We start from the raw sequence: 18,243 nt of genomic DNA, 5'->3' as shown, positions 1-18,243 counted from the left end.
CCGACGATAACACTGGAACGGAATGATCCGATCTGTTACGTTCAAACGGAACCGAACATTCCGTTCTAAATTGGAGATGCCATGAACGACATCCGCCCCTTCGCCATCGACGTCCCGCAGGCTCAGCTCGACGACCTGCACGAGCGGCTGGGGCGCACGCTGTGGCCGAACGAGCTGCCGGGCGTCGCCGACTCGTACGGTGTCCCGAACGACCGGGTGCGCGCGCTCGCCGCCCGGTGGCTCGATGGCTTCGACTGGCGCGCCCTCGAGGCGAGGATCAACTCCTACCCACAGTTCGTCACCGAGATCGACGGCGAGGACATCCACTTCCTGCACATCAGGTCGTCCCGGCCGGATGCCACTCCGCTGGTGCTCACGCACGGATGGCCGGGGTCGATCGTCGAGTACCTCGAGGTCATCGCCCCGCTCACCGAACCGGAGTCTCCCGATTCACCCGCGTTCCACCTGGTGATCCCCTCGATCCCGGGCTTCGGCTTCTCCGGCCCGACGCGCAGCACCGGCTGGAATCGGTACCGCACCGCCCATGCCTGGATCGAGCTGATGCATCGGTTGGGGTACCAGTCCTACGGGGCGGTCGGCAACGACGGAGGATCGATGATCGCGCCCGAGATCGGCCGCCTCGACCCGTCGAATGTGGTGGGCGTGCACGTCACCCAGCTGTTCTCGTTCCCGTCCGGCGATCCGTCCGAATTCGAGGGGCTCTCCGAGGCCGACCTGGCAGCCCTCGAGCACCTGCAGTGGTTCCACGCGAACAAGATGGCGTTCAACACGCTGCATAGCCAGCAGCCGCAGACCCTCGCGTTCGCCCTCGCCGACTCGCCGGTGGGGCTACTCGCATGGAACGCACAGCTTTTCGGTGAGGGCCTCGATGCCGACTTCGTCCTCGCGAACGTCGCGATCTACTGGCTGACCGGCACCGCCGGCTCCTCGACGCGGTTCTACTACGAGGATGCCCACGCCACCGACCACCCGACCGCGCCGACCACGGTGCCGACCGGTCTGGCGATGTTCGCAGGCGACTTCCAGTCGATCCGCCGGTTCGCCGAGCGCGACCACAGCAACATCGTCAGCTGGAACTCCTACGACACCGCCGGGCCGAGCGGCGGGGCGAACGACGCCGCCGGACACTACGCCGCGCACGAGGCGCCCGAGGTCCTGGTCGGCGACATCCGTCAGTTCTTCGCCCAGTTGGCCTGACCGGAGGCCGGGCAGCACTCGGAGGCGTTCACCCGTACAGGGAACGCCTCCGAGACGCGCCTAGGACTCCTGGGCTGCCTTCTCCGCGGCCTGCGCCTGGGCGACCTGCTGCGGGGTGAACCGGATGAACAGGGCCACGACGGCGGCGAGGGCGGCGAAGATCGCACAGCCGAGCAGGGCGGTGGTGTAGCCCTCGCTGAGGGCGAAGAGCTGGTCCGGGCTCATGTTCTCGGTCGCCGTGGTCGTACCGCCGAGCGAGAGCGTCCGCGACGTCGCCATCGCGCCCACGATCGCCAGCCCGATCGGGCCGAAGAGCACCTGAGCCACCTGAGCGATCGCCGACAGCGGCCCGATCTCGTGCGGCCCGACCCCCGCGATCGCGCACAGCGGCAGCGGCACCACCGCGAGACCGACACCGAATCCGACGCCGACCACCAGCACGAACAGGTTCCCCATGTAGGTCGCCGAGGTGTCGAGCGTGGAGCCGTACAGCAGGCCGACCGCCGTGAGGACGGTGCCGGTGAGGATCAGCCACCGGGGCTGGATACGAACCGCGAGCTTGGACGCGACGAACGCCGCGGCGCCGAGACCGAAGGCGAACGGCACGAACGCCATGCCCGCCGCGAGCGGGCTGTAGCCGAGAATGTTCTGCACGAACAGGGCGACGAACGGGGCCAAGCTGAACATCACCGCGCCGACGAGCGCGATCGCGATGAAGGTGGCCACCCGGTTCCTGTTCCGGAACAGCGAGAACGGCAGCAGCGGATTCTCTGCCCTGCGTTCGACGACGAGGAACGCCGCGAGCAGCGCCAGCCCCGCGAGGAGCGCCGTCACCACCGCCGGGCTCGTCCAGCCCATCTCCGCGCCCTCGGTGAACCCGAAGACCACGCCGGTGCAGCCCAGCGTCGCGAGCACCGCGCCAGGCACGTCCAGCTTGAGCCGCTCGGCGCCGGTCTCCACCAGCGAGCGGAAGGCGAGGGCGATGATCAGCAGGCCGATCGGGACGTTGATCAGGAAGATCCAGCGCCAGGACACCTCGGTCAGCGCGCCGCCGACGATCAGCCCGGTCACCGAGCCGACACCGGTCATGGCGGCGAAGATCGCGATCGCCTGGTTGCGGACCGGACCGGGCGCGAACGTCGTCGCCACCAGGGCCAGCGCGGTCGGTGACGCGATCGCCGCGCCAACGCCCTGCAGCGCCCGCGCCGCGATCAGCGAGACCTCGCCGGTGGCGAGTCCGCAGAAGAGCGAGGCCACCGTGAACAGCACCACACCGCCGATGAAGACCCGCTTGCGGCCGAAGGCGTCACCGAGCCGCCCGCCGAGGAGCATCAGGCCACCGAAGGTCAGCGCGTAGGAGGTGATCACCCAGTTCCGGCCGGCGTCGCTCAGGTCGAGGTCCTCCTGGATCCGGGCCAGGGCCAGCGACGCGACGGTCCCGTCGAGCACCATCATCAGCTGCATACCGCCGAGGACGATGATGGCGAGACCGAAGGCTCGCGTGGTCACGGGGTACTTCACGACAGTGGAGTCAGGCACGGTCGCCCAGGTTACTGCGCGTCGGCGGTCAGGCCCGCGACCGGCCCGATCACGATGATCGCGGGCGGGCGGATGTTCTCCTCGCGAACCCGGGCCGCGACGGTCGCCAGGTCGGCACGCAGCACCCGCTGCGCACGCGTGGTGCCCTCCTGGATGACGGTCACGGGGGTCTCGGCCGGCCTGCCACCCTCGGTGAGCACAGCGGCGAACTTCTCGATCCGCTCGACCGCCATCAGCAACACCAGGGTGCCGCGCAGCTTCGCCAGGGCCGACCAGTCGACGAGCGAATCCGGGTGATCCGGGGCGATGTGCCCGCTGACGACCACGAACTCATGGGTGACGCCGCGGTGGGTCACCGGGATCCCTGCCGCGGACGGCACGGCGATCGCGCTGGTGATGCCCGGCACCACGGTGACCGGAACCCCGGCGGCCGCGCAGGCCTGCAGCTCCTCGAAGCCGCGGCCGAACACGTACGGGTCGCCGCCCTTGAGCCGGACCACGAACTTGCCGGCCTTGTAGCCGTCGATCAGCGCGGCGTTGATCGCCTCCTGCGCCATCGCGCGGCCGTACGGGATCTTCGCCGCGTCGATGACCTCGACCTGGGGGCCGAGCTCCGCGAGCAGCTCGGGCGGCGCGAGCCGGTCCGCGACCACGACATCGGCCCGGGCCAGCAGCCGGCGGCCGCGGACGGTGATCAGATCCGGATCGCCGGGTCCGCCGCCGACCAGCGCGACGCCCGGCGCGTGCGGCTCGGCGACGTCCACCACGCCACCGGACTGCAGGGCCTCGACCAGCGCGGTGCGCACCGCGGCCGAGCGGCGGTGGTCGCCGCCCGCAAGCACGCCGAGCTCGAGCCCGTCGAAGGACGCGCTCGCGGGGGTGACGGCGGTGCCGTTGCGGGCGCTGTCGGCGCGGACGCAGAAGATGCGGCTCCGCTCCGCCTCGGCGACGACGGCGGCGTTGGTGTCCGGCTCGTCGGTGCAGGCGATCGCGTACCAGGCGCCGTCGAGGTCACCGTCGACGTACGCGCGCAGGTCGATGGTGATCTGACCGCCGGTGGCCATCGCCTCGACGGCGGGGGTGACGGCGCGGCTGACCACATGCACCTTCGCCCCGCAGGCGACGAGCAGGCCCAGCCGCCGCTGTGCGACGGTGCCGCCGCCCACGACGACCACCCGTCGATCGGTCAGGTTGAGCCCTACGAGGTAGTTGGGCTCGTCTCCGGCCGCTGCTGGCACTTCGCGCTCCTTGACTGGGATGTCGGGGGTCTTCGGGCTACCAAACATTACGGGCGACGGCCACGGTGACGCCATTGCGGGCGCGTTTGCGCACCAACAGGTCGCCGCCGCCCGCACCGAGGACCGCCGCGGCCTCGGCGACGCTCGGCGTCCCGACCTCGGCCGCGACCCGTCCTGATGGTGTCGGCACTTCCACGGCCGAGAGTTCGTCGGCCGTGAACCCGAGCACCGGCACACCCAGCTCGGCCGCCGCGATGGCGATCGAGGACTCGGTGGCCTTGCGCTCGAGGGTCGCCAGCGCGTGCAGTTCGGTCGGGTCGTCGACGACGGCGCTGATCGCGGCCAGCACGGTATCGGGGTCCACCCCGTCGCGGGCACCGATGCCCACCACCAGATCACCCATTGGAGGCCTCGAAAACTCTTGCCGCGGAAACGAACCGGCGCACGGAGGCCGGGTTGCCCGCGGGGTGGGTGTGCAGGTAGGAGGCGTGCACACCGCCGCCGGCGAAGCCCTCCCGCGCCGACGTTCCCGCCGCCCGCCAGCCCCAGGCCGGGGCCCAGCCGTCCACCGACGCCGACTCGAGCCGGGTCCGGTGGAACTCGTGACCGACCACCCGCGTCCCCGGTTCGAACAGCACGGACTCCCCCAGCGCGACGGCCTCCCGGTAGCCGAGCGTCAGCGACTGACCGAACTCCGCATCCACCCCGATGACCCCCGCCATCGGGTGCCCGTCGAGACGGCGCGCCAGGTACAGCAGGCCCGCGCACTCGGCGTGGATCGGCATCCCGCGGCGCGCCAGTTCGCGGACGGTGGTGAGCAGCGGGATGTTCGCCGCCAACTCGGGCGCGTGCTCCTCCGGGAACCCGCCGGGCAGCACCAACGCGGCCGCGCCGTCGGGAAGCTGATCGACGGCGGGGTCGAAGGTGCACACCCGCGCGCCCGCCGCTTCCAGCAGCTCGCGATGCTCGGCGTAGCCGAACGTGAACGCCGAGCCACCGGCGAGCGCCACCACGGGGGCGGGTCCCTGCTCGTCCGTACCGGCCTCGTCCACGGCATCCCAGGCCGGTGCGACGACACTCGAGCGGGCCAGCGCCCGCACGGCGGGCAGGTCCACGTGCCGCGCGATCAGCTCGGTCATCGCATCCACCGCGTCGGTGGCGGCCCGTCCGTGCTCGACCGCGGTGATCAGGCCGAGGTGCCGCGAGGGCACCGCCAGCTCCGCGAGCCGGGGCACCACCCCGAGCACAGGAACCCCGACCCGGTCGCAGGCCTGGCGCAGCACCTGCTCGTGCCGCTCACTGCCGACCCGGTTCAGGATCACCCCGCCGATCCGGACGCCGCTGTCGAAGGTCGCGAAGCCGTGCAGCACCGCGGCCAGCGACTGGCTGTGCCCGCGGGCATCGACGACAAGGACGACAGGGGCTCCGAGCAGCCCGGCGACCTGGGCCGTCGACCCCTCCGCGGCGCCCTCGGGCGCCGGGTCCGCGATCTTGCCGTCGAACAGGCCCATCACGCCCTCGACGACGGCGATGTCGCAGCCCGCGCTGCCGTGCCGGTACAGCGGACCGATCCGGTCCGAGCCGACCAGCACCGGGTCCAGGTTGCGTCCGACCCGGCCCGCGGCGAGGCCGTGATAGCCCGGGTCGATGTAGTCGGGCCCCACCTTGAACGGTGCCACCCGATCACCGGCCGCGCGCAGGGCACCGATCAGACCCGTTGCGACGGTGGTCTTTCCGCTGCCGGACGCGGGTGCGGCGATGACCACCGCCGGAACGGCGGTGACATTCCTCGTCGCTGCGCTCGGCTCCGTCACCACTCGATGCCCCGCTGGCCCTTGCGTCCGGCGTCCATGGGGTGCTTGATCTTGGTCATCTCGGTGACGAGATCGGCCGCCTCGATCAGGGCCTGCGGCGCATCCCGACCGGTGATCACCACGTGCTGGTTCCCGGGCCGCGAACCCAGCACCTCGACCACCTCTTCGACGTCCACCCAGCCCCACTTGAGCGGGTAGGTGAACTCGTCGAGGACGTAGAACTTGTGCTCCTCGTTGGCGATCCGGCGGGCCACCTCACGCCAGCCGTCCAGCGCGACGCGGGCGTGGTCCTCGTCCTCGCCCTTCTTGCGGGTCCAGGACCAGCCCTCGCCCATCTTGTGCCACTGCACCGGTCCGCCGACCCCCGTGGACTCGTGCAGCTCGCCGAGCGCGCGGAACGCCGACTCCTCGCCGACCTTCCACTTCGCGCTCTTGACGAACTGGAACACCCCGATGTCGAAACCCTGGTTCCAGGCTCGCAACGCCATCCCGAACGCGGCGGTCGACTTCCCCTTCCCCGGACCCGTGTGCACGGCCAGCACCGCCGCGTTGCGGCGCTGCCTGGTGGTCAGGCCGTCGTCGGGGACGTTCTCGGGAAGCGGTACACCCTTGGGCATCGTCTGTTACTCCTCTTTCCGTTCTAGGCCGCGAGCTTCGAGGTACCGGCCCGGACGACGCCTGCCACCTGCTCCGCCGAGAGCTCGCCGAGCCGGATGTAGGCGCCCCGCAGCGCGGTCGCCAGGTCGCGGGCCAGGCCCAGTCGCACCATGCCGGACTCGCAGTCCACCACCACCGAGGCCACCGACTCGCCCGCGAGCAGCGTCGCGGCCACCCGGGCGCGATGGACCGGGTCGGTGCCGCCGGTCGCGCGGCCGTCTGTCAGAGCGACAACCATCGCCCGACGCTGGGGGTCGCGCACCTTTTCCCGCAGCACCACCTCTCGGGCCTTCAGGAATCCTTGCGCCAGTGGGGATTTACCGCCGGTACGCAGCGAGCGCAGTCGGCGGACCGCGACGTCGACGGACGAGGTGGGCGGCAGCACCAGCTCGGCTGCGGCGCCCCGCACGGTGATCACCGCGACCTTGTCACGGCGCTGGTAGGCGTCGCGCAGCAGCGAGACGACGGCGCCGGTGACCGCAGAGAGCCGGTCCCGCGCGGCCATCGAGCCGGACGCGTCGACCACGAAGACCACCAGGTTGCCCTCGCGGCCCTCGCGGTGCGCCCCGCGGATGTCGCCGGGCGCCAACAGCATCCGGCCGTCCCGCCGTCCGCGGGCGATCTGGTGCTCGGCGGCCGCGAACAGGGTGCCGACCAGATGCAGCCCGCGACCCGGCTCGGTGGTGGGTCGCACGGTCCTGCCCTGCGCGGAACGCGAACGCGAACGCCTGCCTGGTGCGCCCTCCCCGACACCGGGAATGGTCAGCAACCGCGTCTTGAACTGCGCGGAGGGCGCCGCGGCCGGGCGTTCGGGGGCGCGGGCCGGGCCTGGCTGTTCGCTCTCGCTCGGCTCGGTGGACTGCTGGGCGTCGTCGGGGGTCGGGGCACCGTCGGACTCGGGCTCGGGCGCACCGCCACCGGGACCGTCCGGATCGGGCTCCGGCTCGGGTTCGGGCTGGTTCGCCTGCTCGGCGGCGTCCCGCATCGCGTCCTCGAGCTGCTGGGGGTCCAGGCCCGGCTCGTCGAACGGGTCGCGGCGGCGCCGGTGCGGCAGCGTCAGCTCCGCGGCGATCCGCACGTCCTCCTCGGCGACGGCGTCGGCGCCGCGCCAGGCGGCGTGCGCGGTCGCCGTGCGGGCGAGCACCAGGTCGGCACGCATGCCGTCGACGTCGAAGGAGGCGCACAGCGCGGCGATCCGGCGCAGTTCGGTGTCGCTGAGTTCGATGGCGGGCAGGGCCGCCCTTGCCGCGGCGATGCGGCGGGCCAGCGCCGAGTCCTCGTCGGCGTACCTGGCCGCGAATCCGGCGGGGTCGGCCTCGAAATCGAGGCGACGGCGCACCACCTGCATGCGGACGTCCACCTCGCGCGAGGCCGCCACGTCGACGGCAAGGCCGAATCGGTCGAGCAGCTGCGGGCGGAGCTCGCCCTCCTCCGGGTTCATGGTCCCGACCAGGACGAACCGCGCGGGATGGGAGTGGGAGACGCCGTCGCGCTCGATGTGCACGCGACCCATCGCGGCGGCGTCGAGCAGCACGTCCACGAGGTGATCGTGCAGCAGGTTGACCTCGTCGACGTAGAGCACGCCGTCGTGGGCCGCGGCGAGCAGTCCGGGCTGGAAGGCCCGCTCCCCGTCCCGCAGCACCTTCTCCAGGTCCAGCGAGCCGACCACCCGGTCCTCGGTGGCGCCGACCGGCAACTCCACCAGCCGGGCCGGCCTGCCGCCGTTGCCGTCGTCGACGGGCGGCAGCAGCGCGGCGAGCGCGCGCACCACCGTCGACTTCGCGGTGCCCTTCTCGCCCCGCACCAGCACTCCCCCGATACCGGGGTGAACGGCGCAGAGGGTCAGGGCGAGCCGGAGCGTGTCCTGACCGACGATCGCACTGAACGGAAATCCCGGTTCGGACCCGGTACCAGCTTGTGCCACAGCGCTTTTCCCTTCACTCCCCGGTGTCCACGCCGAGGGTTCGGACCTTGACCCGCTGCCGCGGCGATCTGACTCCGGTTCCGGACGTGGCCGGATCCATCACAGTGGCGGGACCGTGCCTGGTTCACACAGGACTTCCCCGCGGCAGGGATTGTCGGATCCTGACTCTAGACCTCGCGCCATGGCTCGCCGCCACCGCGCCGCATCGGCACGTGCGGGATCCCGTCCTCGACGAACTCCTCGCCGTCGGGCGTGAACCCGTGCTTGGCGTACATGTCCACCAGGTGGCTCTGTGCGCTGAGCCGGCACGGTGCGGATCCGACCTCCGCGAGCGCCGTCCGCAGCAGCCTGGTGGTGTGCCCGTGCCCGCGTGCCTCAGGACGGGTGCACAGCCGCCCGATGCGGTACGAGGTGCCGCCGTCGTACTCCTCCATCAGGCGGAGGGTGCACACCACCTGACCGTCCTGTTCGATCCAGAGGTGCCTGGTGCCGGGGAGCAGGTCCCGCCCGTCCAATTCCGGGTACGGGCAGGCCTGCTCCACGACGAACACGTCGACCCGCAGTCTCAGCAGGTCATAGAGCGTGCGGAGGTCCAGATCGAGCGCCCAGGCGCGGTGCAGCGCCGCTGTTGCCGTCATACGGTGTGACTATCACACCGCGGCGGAGGCGGTCTCCTGAACGTCGGTGTCGAGCTCGAGCACGCGGCTCGACCAGTCCCAGACCTCGGTGAACAGCGACTTGTCGTCGGAGAGCTTCACGCCGAGCGAGGGCACCATCTGCTTGAGCTGCGGCTCCCAGGACGCGAACCGGTCCGCGAAGCAGCGCTTGAGCACGTCGAGCATCGCCGGGACCGCGGTCGAGGCGCCGGGCGAGGCGCCCAGCAGTCCGGCGATCGAGCCGTCCTCGGCGCTGATGACCGCGGTGCCGAACTCGAGCACGCCGCCCTTGCGCTTGTCGCGGCGGATCACCTGGACGCGCTGGCCTGCCGTGATCAGCTCCCAGTCCGCTCCGATTGCCTCGGGGACGAACTCGCGCATGGTCTCGATGCGACCCTCCGCATTCTTCGCCAGCTCGCTGACCAGATACTTGACCAGGCCGAGCTCGGAGACGCCGACGCCGAGCATGGACAGCAGGTTGTTCGGCTTGACCGAACCGGGCAGGTCGGTGACCCGGCCCTCCTTGAGGAACTTCGGCGACCAACCGGCGTACGGGCCGAACAGCAGGCCCGGCTTGCCGCCGATGACGCGGGTGTCGAGGTGCGGCACCGACATCGGCGGGGCACCGACGGCGGCCTTGCCGTACACCTTCGCGCGGTGCTGATCGATCAGCTCCGGGTTGGTGCAGCGGAGGAACGCGCCGCTGACGGGGAAGCCGCCGAACCCCTTGGCCTCCTTGATGCCGGACTGCTGCAGCAGGTGCAGGGCGCCGCCGCCGGCTCCGACGAAGACGAACTTGGCGTTGACGACCTTGCGGCCGCCGGTGCGACGATTGTGGACCTTGAGCGTCCAGCTGCCGTCGGACTGCTTCTTGATGCCGGTGACCTCGTGACCGAAGTGCACGGTGCCGCCGGAGGAGGCGACGTGGTTGAGCAGCTGCTTGGTCAGCGCACCGAAGTCGACATCGGTGCCGCCCTCGGTCCAGTTCAGGGCGATGGGGTCGGTGAAGTCGCGACCCTTGGCCATCAGCGGCAGGCGGCGGGCGAACTCGTCCGCGCTGTCGGTGTACTCCATGCCGTTGAACAGCGTGTGCCCGGCGAGGGCGTCGTAGCGCGCCTTCAGGTACTTCACGTTGTCCGCCCCGTGCACGAAGCTCACGTGCGGGATGGGGTTGATGAACTCCTTGGGGGCGGTGAGGATGCCCTGTTCGAGCGCGTGCGCCCAGAACTGCCGGGAGACCTGGAACTGCTCGTTGACCGTGATCGCCTTGGCGATGTCGACGGAGCCGTCCTTGTTCTCGGGGGTGTAGTTGAGCTCACACAGAGCCGAGTGTCCGGTGCCCGCGTTGTTCCACGGGTCGCTGCTCTCCGCGGCGGCGGCGTCGAGCCGCTCGAACACGCTGATCGACCAGTCCGGCTGCAGCTGCCGCAGGATGGCTCCGAGGGTCGCACTCATGATGCCCGCACCCACGAGCACTACATCGGTCTTGGTCTCTACCGCGTTGTTGTCTGACACTGGAAAATCGACTTCCTTGTCCATTGGCAGTGCGCAGTCGCGCCGACTGCAGCGGATAGGTTACCCGCGCGTATACGCGTCGTTCACCTCACCCAATTGTGCGCCACTGCGGGGGGCATTCCTGCGCATTACATTGTGATCTGTGACTACTTGGGCTCCCGACGTCCTCGGCGACGGATATCAGCAGTTGACCATCCCACTCGGAATCGATCCCGACGGTGAAGGTGAGATCGACGCCACACTCGTCCGGTACCAGCCCGAGGGCGGGATCGACCGCACGCCCGCACGGGCCGTGCTCTACGTGCACGGGTTCACCGACTACTTCTTCCAGCACCACATGGCCGAGCACTTCCACGACCAGGGCTACTCGTTCTTCGCCCTTGACCTGCGCAAATGTGGCCGCTCGCTGAAGCAGGGCCAGACCGCGCACTTCGTCACCGACCTCGCGCTCTACGACGAGGAACTGGGCCGCGCACTGGCGCTGGTCCGCGAACAGATCGGCGGCGGCACCGTTCTGCTTGTGGCGCACTCCACCGGCGGGCTGATCCTGCCGCTGTGGCTCGACCGGCTGAACAAGCAGCCCGGCGGCTGCGCTGGCGCGGGCATCGCCGGGCTGATCCTCAACAGCCCTTGGTTCGACCTGCAGGGCCCGTCGTACCTGCGCAGCGTCGGCACGGTGGCGGTCAAGGCCGTCGGCCGGGTCAAGGACCGACTGGCCGTCAAACAGCCGCCGATCGACGTCTACGGACGCAGCCTGCACGTCGGGGCGAGCGGCGAGTGGGACTACAACCTCGAGTGGAAGCCGCTCACCGGGTTCCCGGTGACCTTCGGCTGGCTGCGCGCGATCCGACATGGGCACGCGAAGCTGCACCGCGGCCTCGACGTCGGGGTGCCCTCGCTGATCCTGCGATCCGAGAAGACGCACTACTCCTCGCGGTACACCCCCAAGTCCGACGAGGCCGACCTGGTGCTGGACGTGCGGCAGATCGCCCGCTGGGCCGGCTGCCTCGGCGACCGCACCACGATCGTGCCGATCGAGGGCGCACGGCACGACGTCTTCCTCTCCACCGAGGTCCCGCGCAAGCAGGCCTTCGACGAGGTGGACCTGTGGCTGAACTGGCTGCACGGACACGGCGCATGAACCACTTCGATCTCGCGATCATCGGATCCGGTTCCGGCAACACCATTCTCGACGACCGGTACGCCGACATGCAGGTCGCGCTGCTCGAGGACGGCATCTTCGGCGGCACCTGCCTGAACGTCGGGTGTATCCCGACCAAGATGTTCGTCTACGCCGCCGAGGTCGCCCGCACCATCGAACACTCGAGCAGGTACGGCATCGACTCGCGCATCGACAAGGTGCGCTGGCCCGACATCGTCAGCCGGGTTTTCGACAGGATCGACCCCATCTCGGCGGGCGGCGAGCGCTATCGACGCGACGAGAGTCCTGGCACCACACTGTTTTCCGGCCACGCCAGGTTCATCGGACCGCGACGCATGGAGACCGGGACCGGCGAGGTGATCACCGCGGACCAGGTGGTGATCGCGGCCGGATCGCGGCCGATCGTCCCGGAGGTGGTGACCCGCAGCGGCGTCCGCTACTACACCAACGACGACATCATGCGGCTGCCGGAACTGCCCGAGCACCTGGTGATCATCGGCAGCGGTTTCATCGCCTCCGAGTTCGCACACGTCTTCTCCGCATTCGGCAGCAAGGTCACCATCATCGGCCGCGGCAACCGCCTGCTGCGACACCTCGACGGTGACATCTCGGCCCACTTCACCGCCCTCGCCCGTGAGAAATGGGATGTGCGACTGGGCAATCCGGTGACGTCCGTGCGTGGCGGCGACGGCAACGTGCAGGTGGAACTCGCGGATGGCAGCGTCGTGTCGGGCGACACCCTGCTGGTCGCGGTGGGTCGGGCCCCGAACGGCGACCGGCTCGGCGCCGAGACCGCGGGGGTCGACGTCGACGACGAGGGACGGGTGCTGGTGGACCGGTTCCAGCGCACAACGGCGGAGGGCGTGTTCGCGCTCGGCGACGTGTCCTCGCCCTATCAGCTCAAGCACGTCGCGAACCACGAGGCCCGGGTCGTGCAGGAGAACCTGCTGCGCAACGCGTGGTCGGACGGCGCCGACCTGGTCCGCACCGATCACCGGTTCGTGCCCGCGGCGGTGTTCACCGACCCGCAGATCGCGGAGGTCGGGCTCACCGAGGAGCAGGCCCGCGATCAGGGCCTCGACATCACGGTGAAGGTGCAGAAGTACTCCGACGTCGCCTACGGCTGGGCGATGGAGGACACCGAGGGCCTGTGCAAGGTGATCGCCGAGCGCGGCACCGGCAGGCTGCTTGGCGCCCACGTCATCGGCGCGCAGGCGCCCACGGTGATCCAGCCCCTGATCCAGGCGATGAGCTTCGGCCTGAGCGCCCAGGACATGGCCAGGGGCCAGTACTGGATCCACCCGGGTCTCCCGGAGGTCGTCGAGAACGCCCTGCTCGGCCTGGAATAGGCGGCTGCGCCGCCCGTGCGCGGTTGACGAGTCCAGGGACTCGTCAACCGCGCACGGGCGCGGAGCGCCTACCAGCTGCTGGTGCGGAGCACGATCTCGGTGGCCATCTCGGCGGCCGCGCCCTGCGGCACCGAGTCCACGCCGTCGAGCTGGACGACCCGGAAATCGGAGTAGACGTGCCTGCCGCTGGTGTCGGCCATCGGCCTGCCAAGCGAGTTCCCGATCAGCAGTGTCGTCGGCATTTCCACGGGCGCACAACCGGACTCACGCACGACGCCCTCGAGATCCGGCACCGCGGGATGCGGGCAGTCCGCCACGACCAGACTGGCGAACCGGCCGAAGGTCTTGGCGGCGAGCAGCCAGGCCAGCTCGGCACCCTCGCGGTTGCCTGCAAGGTTGACCCACGGCAGCTTCAGCGCGTCGAGCAGCGCGATCGCACCGGTCTCGTCCAGTCCGTCGATCGACTCGGGCACGACCGTGCGCAGGTCGGAGTTGTGCAGTCGCTCGCACACCGCGTCGAACACGGATGCGGACTCCCCCGCACCCGGGAGCAGCAGCACCGTGTGCCTGCTCTCGGGGCCGTCGACGCGAACGGTGTAGGTGCCCTCCCCGACGGGAACTTGCGTCAATTCCATGGCTACGGACGGTACGCCATGGGGCCGCGCCCTCCATCGCTTGCACACCGCGCCCACTGGCCCTATGGTTCATTACATGAGTAATGAACCAGTGAGCCTCGCGGGCGGCGGTTCCGGTGAACGACGACGGTAGGCCGCTGTTCCAGCAGATCGCCGAGCTGGTGGAGAACTCCATCATCGACGGCTCCCTGCCCGAGGACGGCCAGGTTCCCTCCACGAACGAGCTCGCCGCGTTCCACCGGATCAACCCGGCGACGGCGGCGAAGGGACTCGGGCAGCTCGTGGCCGAGGGGATCCTCTACAAGAAGCGAGGAATCGGGATGTTCGTCACGGAGGGCGCACGGGACGCGCTGCGATTCCGGCGCCGTGAGCACTTCGTGCGCCAGTACATCGAGCCGCTGATCGCGGAGGCCGACAAGCTCGGCATGTCGATCGCCGAACTCAAGTCCATGCTCGACAACCGGGAGGAAAGCAGATGACCGTGACCGCCATCGATGCCAAACCGATCGCGTCGGTTCGCGGCGTCAGCAAGCGTTTCGGCGACGTCACCGCGCTCGACGACATCTCCTTCACCATCGAGCCCGACAAGATCTACGGCCTGCTCGGCCGGAACGGCGCCGGCAAGACCACCCTCATGCAGATCCTGACCGGACAGGACACCCAGACATCCGGTGACGTCACGGTTCTCGGCGGCACACCGTTCGAGAACGCGCGGGTCCTGCGGAACATCTGCTTCATCAAGGAGAGTCAGACCTACGTGGACGACCTCCGGGTCAAGCACGTGCTCACCGCCGCCGGGCATCTGATGCCCGGCTGGGACCGCGAGTTCGCCGACCGACTGCTCGACGACTTCCAGCTCCCCCTCTGCCGCAAGGTCAAGAAGCTGTCCAGGGGCATGAAGTCCACGCTCGGCGTGATCATCGGGCTCGCCGCGCGGGCCCCGCTCACCCTGTTCGACGAGCCCTATCTCGGCCTCGACGCCGTCGCCCGGCACCTCTTCTACGACCGGCTGCTCGCCGACTACGCCGAGCACCCCCGCACGATCGTGCTGTCCACGCACCTGATTGACGAGGTCAGCAACCTGCTCGAGCACGTCATCGTCGTCGACCGCGGGCGGATCGTCGTCGACGACGATGCCGACGCGCTGCGCAGGCGGGCCGTGGTCGCCACCGGGCCCTCCGAGTCCGTCGACGCGTTCGCGGCGGGCGGCCGGGTGCTGCATCGCGAATCGCTCGGGTCGCTGGCCCGCGTCACGGTCGAGCGCACGGCGACCGAGCCCGAGTGCGCCCGGCTGCGGGCGGCGGGCGTCGAGCTCGAACCCGTATCGCTGCAGGACCTCGTCATCGCGACCACCACAGGAGCACGGGAGATCACGGCATGACCACGCAGACCATCACGACGACGACACCGCAGCGGACCGAGCCGGTCTCCGATTCCCGGATCGGCGCCGTTCTCCGCGTGCACACCGTGGCCTGGCCGCTGCTGATCGCATGGCCGGTCGCAATCCTCGCCAGCTCCTTCCTGATCAGCTACACGATCTACTTCCTGATCGACAACGATCAGGAAGAGGGCTTCACCGGCAGCGTGTTCTCCGTCTTCGGGTTCGTGCTGGCGTTCTACCTGCAGGCGATGGCGCAGACCTTCCCCTTCACGCTCGGTATGAGCGTGACCCGGCGCGAATTCTTCTCCGCCACAGTGTTGTTGGCGCTCGCCCAGTCCACGGTGTTCGCCGCTGTCCTCTACCTGCTCTCGGTCGTGGAGGCCGCGACCGACGGCTGGGGCGTGTGGATGCGGATGTTCGGGCTGGCCCGGTACGTCACCGACAACCCGTTCCTGCAGTTCCTGACCATCTTCTCGACCCTGCTGCTGACGACGGCGATCGCGATGGCCGCGGGCGCGATCTATCAGCGCTGGCGGGCCTCCGGACTGCTGGCCGCCGGTGTCGGGGCCCTCGGCCTCGGTGGTCTCGCCGCGATCCTGATCACCTGGGCGCGGTGGTGGCCCGCGGTGGGCGACTGGTTCGCCGACTCGCCGCGGGCACTGCCGCTGGTGGTGCTGCCCCTGACCGCGACCGCGATCGCGACGGCGGTCGGCTGGCTGGCGCTGCGTCGGGCGACCCCGTGACGGACCGCGATCAGCGAGCCGGGTCCACCGCCGCACGGCCGTGCGTGATCGCCGGAAGATCCCGCGGCGCACCGTCGTTGATGAGTTCCTCGATCGCCCCCACGTCGAGGTGCCGCTCCACCAGATCGGCAAGCAGATCCAGCTGCGCGGTCCGCTCCGCCGCCACCGAGGTGTCGGGCGCGACCGTGAACGGCCGCCCGGTCACGGCCGCGATCCTGGTCAGGAACCCGCGACGGAACTCGTCCGATTCGAGCAGACCGTGCCAGTGGGTGCCGAACACCTGCCCCCGGACGCTGCCCTCCGGCTCGCCGCCCGCGCCGCGCAGCAGCGGCGGGTCGGCGTTGCGGACGACGCGGCCGTGGTGGATCTCGTAGCCGGACACCGCAACCGAGTCGGCGGTCCCGGCGACCTGCCGCAGCACCTTCTCGGGCGCGAACTCGATCTCCATGTCCAGCAGGCCCAGCCCGTCCACCGTCCCGGCGCCCGATTCGACGTCGTCGACGATGGTGCGCCCGAGCATCTGGTACCCGCCGCAGATGCCGAGGATCGGCAGCCCGGCCGCGGCGCGCGCGTCCAGCGCGTCCGCGATCCCTCTCGATCGCAGCCAGGCCAGGTCCGAGACGGTGGACTTGCTGCCGGGGATCACCACCAGGTCGGCATCCTGCAGCCGCGACGGCTCACCGACCCAGTGCACCGAGACGCCCGGTTCGCAGGCCAGCGCCTCCACGTCGGTCGCGTTGGACACCCGTGGCAGTCGCACCGCGGCCACCCGCAGCCACCCCTTACCCGCCGGTGCGGCAGGCCTGCCGACCGGGGCGTCCGCGACCGTCGACAGCGAGTCCTCGGCGTCGATCCACAGTCCGTCGGCGAACGGCACCACACCGAGGGTGGGCCGTCCGGTCATCTCCCGCAGCTGGACCAGGCCAGGCTCCAGCAGACCCACATCGCCGCGGAACTTGTTGATCACGAACCCGGAGATCAGTGCCTGGTCCTCGGGTGAGAGCACGGCGAGGGTGCCGAACAGGTGCGCCAGCACACCCCCGCGGTCGATGTCCCCGACCACGATCACCGGAAGCGACGCCGCCCGCGCCAGCCCCATGTTCGCCAGGTCCGTCGCCCGCAGGTTGATCTCGGCGGGTGAGCCTGCGCCCTCGCAGATCACCACGTCGAATTCCGCTCGCAGCGAGGACAACTCATCGGCGACGACGCCGCGGAGCCACTCCCGGTGCTCGATGTAGTCGCGGGCCCCGACGTTGGTCACCGCCCGGCCGCGGACCACCAGCTGCGAGGTGCGGTCGCTGCCCGGCTTGAGCAGCACCGGGTTGAAGCGCACGCTCGGCTCGAGCCCGCAGGCCCGCGCCTGCAGTGCCTGCGCCCGCCCGATCTCGCCACCGTCGAGGGTGACCACCGAGTTGTTGGACATGTTCTGCGCCTTGAACGGCGCAACCGACACCCCGCGCCGGGCCAGCATCCGGCACAACCCGGCGACCAGCACGCTCTTGCCCGCGTCGGAGGTCGTTCCGGCGACGAGCAGCGCACCCTTCACGGCAGCGTGAGGATTTCCGCGCCCGTGTCGGTGACGACGATGGTGTGCTCGAACTGGGCCGTCCACTTGCGGTCCTTGGTCACGACGGTCCAGCCGTCGTCCCAGATGTCGTAGTCGACGGTGCCGAGGTTGATCATCGGTTCGATGGTGAACACCATGCCCGGTTCGATGACGGTGTCCACGTTCGGCTGGTCGTAGTGCAGGATGACCAACCCGTTGTGGAAGGTCTCGCCGATGCCGTGGCCGGTGAAGTCCCGCACCACGCCGTAGCCGAAGCGGTTGGCGTAGGCCTCGATGACCCGCCCGATGACGTTGAGCTCGCGGCCGGGCTTGACCGCCTTGATGGCGCGCATCGTCGCCTCGCGGGTGCGCTCGACGAGCAGGCGGTTCTCCTCGGACACGTCACCGGCGAGGAACGTGGCGTTGGTGTCGCCGTGCACCCCGCCGATGTACGCGGTCACGTCGATGTTGACGATGTCGCCGTCCTGGATCACCGTCGAGTCGGGGATGCCGTGGCAGATGACCTCGTTCAGCGAGGTGCAGCAGGACTTGGGGAAGTCCTTGTAACCCAGCGTGGACGGGTAGGCGCCGTGGTCGAGCATGTACTCGTGCGCGATGCGGTCCAGCTTGTCGGTGGTCACGCCCGGCGCGACCGCCTTGCCCGCCTCCTGCAGGGCCTGCGCGGCGATCTTGCTCGCCACCCGCATGGCCTCGATGGTCTCCTGTGTCTGCACCCACGGCTCGTTGCCCTCGTTGACGGTCGGCTTCCACGCGTACTCCGGCCGCTCGATGTCGGCGGGGACGGCGAGCGTCGCGGAGACTGTTCCGGGGCTGAGCTGGGTGCGAACTGGCATACGGACAAGGGT

At 70.0% G+C, this 18,243-nt stretch carries 17 protein-coding genes; 6 read left to right on the top strand and 11 right to left on the bottom strand.

Features of this window, described 5'->3' with window-relative positions:
* Window positions 1–81 precede the first annotated feature (81 nt).
* A complete protein-coding gene (locus tag ACWFRB_RS14385) occupies window positions 82–1,218 on the top strand; it encodes an epoxide hydrolase family protein (RefSeq protein ID WP_452641824.1) in 1,137 nt (378 codons plus the stop codon).
* Window positions 1,219–1,278: 60 nt separating this feature from the next.
* On the opposite strand, the gene ACWFRB_RS14380 is transcribed toward ACWFRB_RS14385, so the two are convergent.
* The 8 genes from ACWFRB_RS14380 to mqo form a co-directional block, all read right to left on the bottom strand.
* Window positions 1,279–2,682: an MFS transporter gene (locus tag ACWFRB_RS14380; RefSeq protein WP_452641847.1), complete on the bottom strand. Its 1,404-nt coding sequence runs from the start codon at window positions 2,680–2,682 to the stop codon at window positions 1,279–1,281.
* Between the two features lie 86 nt (window positions 2,683–2,768).
* On the bottom strand, window positions 2,769–3,995 hold the full coding sequence (gene cobA / locus ACWFRB_RS14375) for a uroporphyrinogen-III C-methyltransferase (RefSeq protein WP_452641823.1): 1,227 nt from the start codon (window positions 3,993–3,995) through the stop codon (window positions 2,769–2,771).
* A 37-nt stretch (window positions 3,996–4,032) separates the two neighbouring features.
* Entirely contained in the window at window positions 4,033–4,398 is a 366-nt protein-coding gene (locus tag ACWFRB_RS14370; protein WP_452641822.1) for a cobalamin biosynthesis protein, read from the bottom strand.
* Window positions 4,391–5,809 carry a cobyrinate a,c-diamide synthase gene (locus ACWFRB_RS14365; RefSeq protein ID WP_452641821.1) on the bottom strand — a complete coding sequence of 473 codons (1,419 nt, stop codon included), beginning with the start codon at window positions 5,807–5,809 and terminating at the stop codon, window positions 4,391–4,393. The genes ACWFRB_RS14370 and ACWFRB_RS14365 overlap by 8 nt, the downstream gene beginning before the upstream one ends.
* On the bottom strand, window positions 5,806–6,426 hold the full coding sequence (gene cobO / locus ACWFRB_RS14360) for a cob(I)yrinic acid a,c-diamide adenosyltransferase (protein WP_452641820.1): 621 nt from the start codon (window positions 6,424–6,426) through the stop codon (window positions 5,806–5,808). The genes ACWFRB_RS14365 and cobO overlap by 4 nt, the downstream gene beginning before the upstream one ends.
* Window positions 6,427–6,449: 23 nt before the next feature.
* Entirely contained in the window at window positions 6,450–8,390 is a 1,941-nt protein-coding gene (locus tag ACWFRB_RS14355) for a magnesium chelatase subunit D family protein (protein WP_452641819.1), read from the bottom strand.
* A gap of 167 nt (window positions 8,391–8,557) precedes the next feature.
* Window positions 8,558–9,028 (bottom strand): GNAT family N-acetyltransferase, encoded by a 471-nt coding sequence (locus ACWFRB_RS14350; protein ID WP_452641818.1) that lies wholly within the window; start codon window positions 9,026–9,028, stop codon window positions 8,558–8,560.
* A 12-nt stretch (window positions 9,029–9,040) separates the two neighbouring features.
* On the bottom strand, window positions 9,041–10,585 hold the full coding sequence (mqo, locus tag ACWFRB_RS14345; RefSeq protein WP_452641817.1) for a malate dehydrogenase (quinone): 1,545 nt from the start codon (window positions 10,583–10,585) through the stop codon (window positions 9,041–9,043).
* Between the two features lie 118 nt (window positions 10,586–10,703).
* On the opposite strand from mqo, the gene ACWFRB_RS14340 reads away from it, so the two are divergent.
* Entirely contained in the window at window positions 10,704–11,702 is a 999-nt protein-coding gene (locus ACWFRB_RS14340; protein WP_452641816.1) for an alpha/beta hydrolase, read from the top strand.
* A complete protein-coding gene (gene mtr, locus ACWFRB_RS14335) occupies window positions 11,699–13,072 on the top strand; it encodes a mycothione reductase (RefSeq protein ID WP_452641815.1) in 1,374 nt (457 codons plus the stop codon). Before ACWFRB_RS14340 ends, mtr begins: the two co-directional genes overlap by 4 nt.
* A gap of 68 nt (window positions 13,073–13,140) precedes the next feature.
* On the opposite strand, the gene ACWFRB_RS14330 is transcribed toward mtr, so the two are convergent.
* Window positions 13,141–13,707: an alpha/beta fold hydrolase gene (locus ACWFRB_RS14330; RefSeq protein WP_452641814.1), complete on the bottom strand. Its 567-nt coding sequence runs from the start codon at window positions 13,705–13,707 to the stop codon at window positions 13,141–13,143.
* 116 nt (window positions 13,708–13,823) lie between these two features.
* Between ACWFRB_RS14330 and ACWFRB_RS14325 the strand changes: the two genes are divergently transcribed.
* From ACWFRB_RS14325 to ACWFRB_RS14315, 3 genes are read left to right on the top strand one after another with little or no spacing between them, the layout of a single operon-like run.
* On the top strand, window positions 13,824–14,186 hold the full coding sequence (locus ACWFRB_RS14325) for a GntR family transcriptional regulator (RefSeq protein ID WP_452641813.1): 363 nt from the start codon (window positions 13,824–13,826) through the stop codon (window positions 14,184–14,186).
* On the top strand, window positions 14,183–15,088 hold the full coding sequence (locus ACWFRB_RS14320) for an ABC transporter ATP-binding protein (protein WP_452641812.1): 906 nt from the start codon (window positions 14,183–14,185) through the stop codon (window positions 15,086–15,088). The genes ACWFRB_RS14325 and ACWFRB_RS14320 overlap by 4 nt, the downstream gene beginning before the upstream one ends.
* Entirely contained in the window at window positions 15,085–15,831 is a 747-nt protein-coding gene (locus ACWFRB_RS14315; protein WP_452641811.1) for an ABC transporter permease, read from the top strand. The genes ACWFRB_RS14320 and ACWFRB_RS14315 overlap by 4 nt, the downstream gene beginning before the upstream one ends.
* A gap of 10 nt (window positions 15,832–15,841) precedes the next feature.
* Here the strand turns inward: ACWFRB_RS14315 and ACWFRB_RS14310 are convergent, their stop codons facing one another.
* Both ACWFRB_RS14310 and map read right to left on the bottom strand, forming a co-directional pair.
* Entirely contained in the window at window positions 15,842–17,377 is a 1,536-nt protein-coding gene (locus ACWFRB_RS14310) for a cobyric acid synthase (RefSeq protein ID WP_452641810.1), read from the bottom strand.
* On the bottom strand, window positions 17,374–18,231 hold the full coding sequence (map, locus tag ACWFRB_RS14305; protein ID WP_452641809.1) for a type I methionyl aminopeptidase: 858 nt from the start codon (window positions 18,229–18,231) through the stop codon (window positions 17,374–17,376). Before map ends, ACWFRB_RS14310 begins: the two co-directional genes overlap by 4 nt.
* Between the last annotated feature and the right edge of the window lie 12 nt (window positions 18,232–18,243).

The organism is Rhodococcus sp. NPDC055112, from assembly GCF_053607505.1.
Note: the sequence above shows the minus strand (reverse complement) of the source record. Positions and strands in the feature narration are given on the sequence as shown.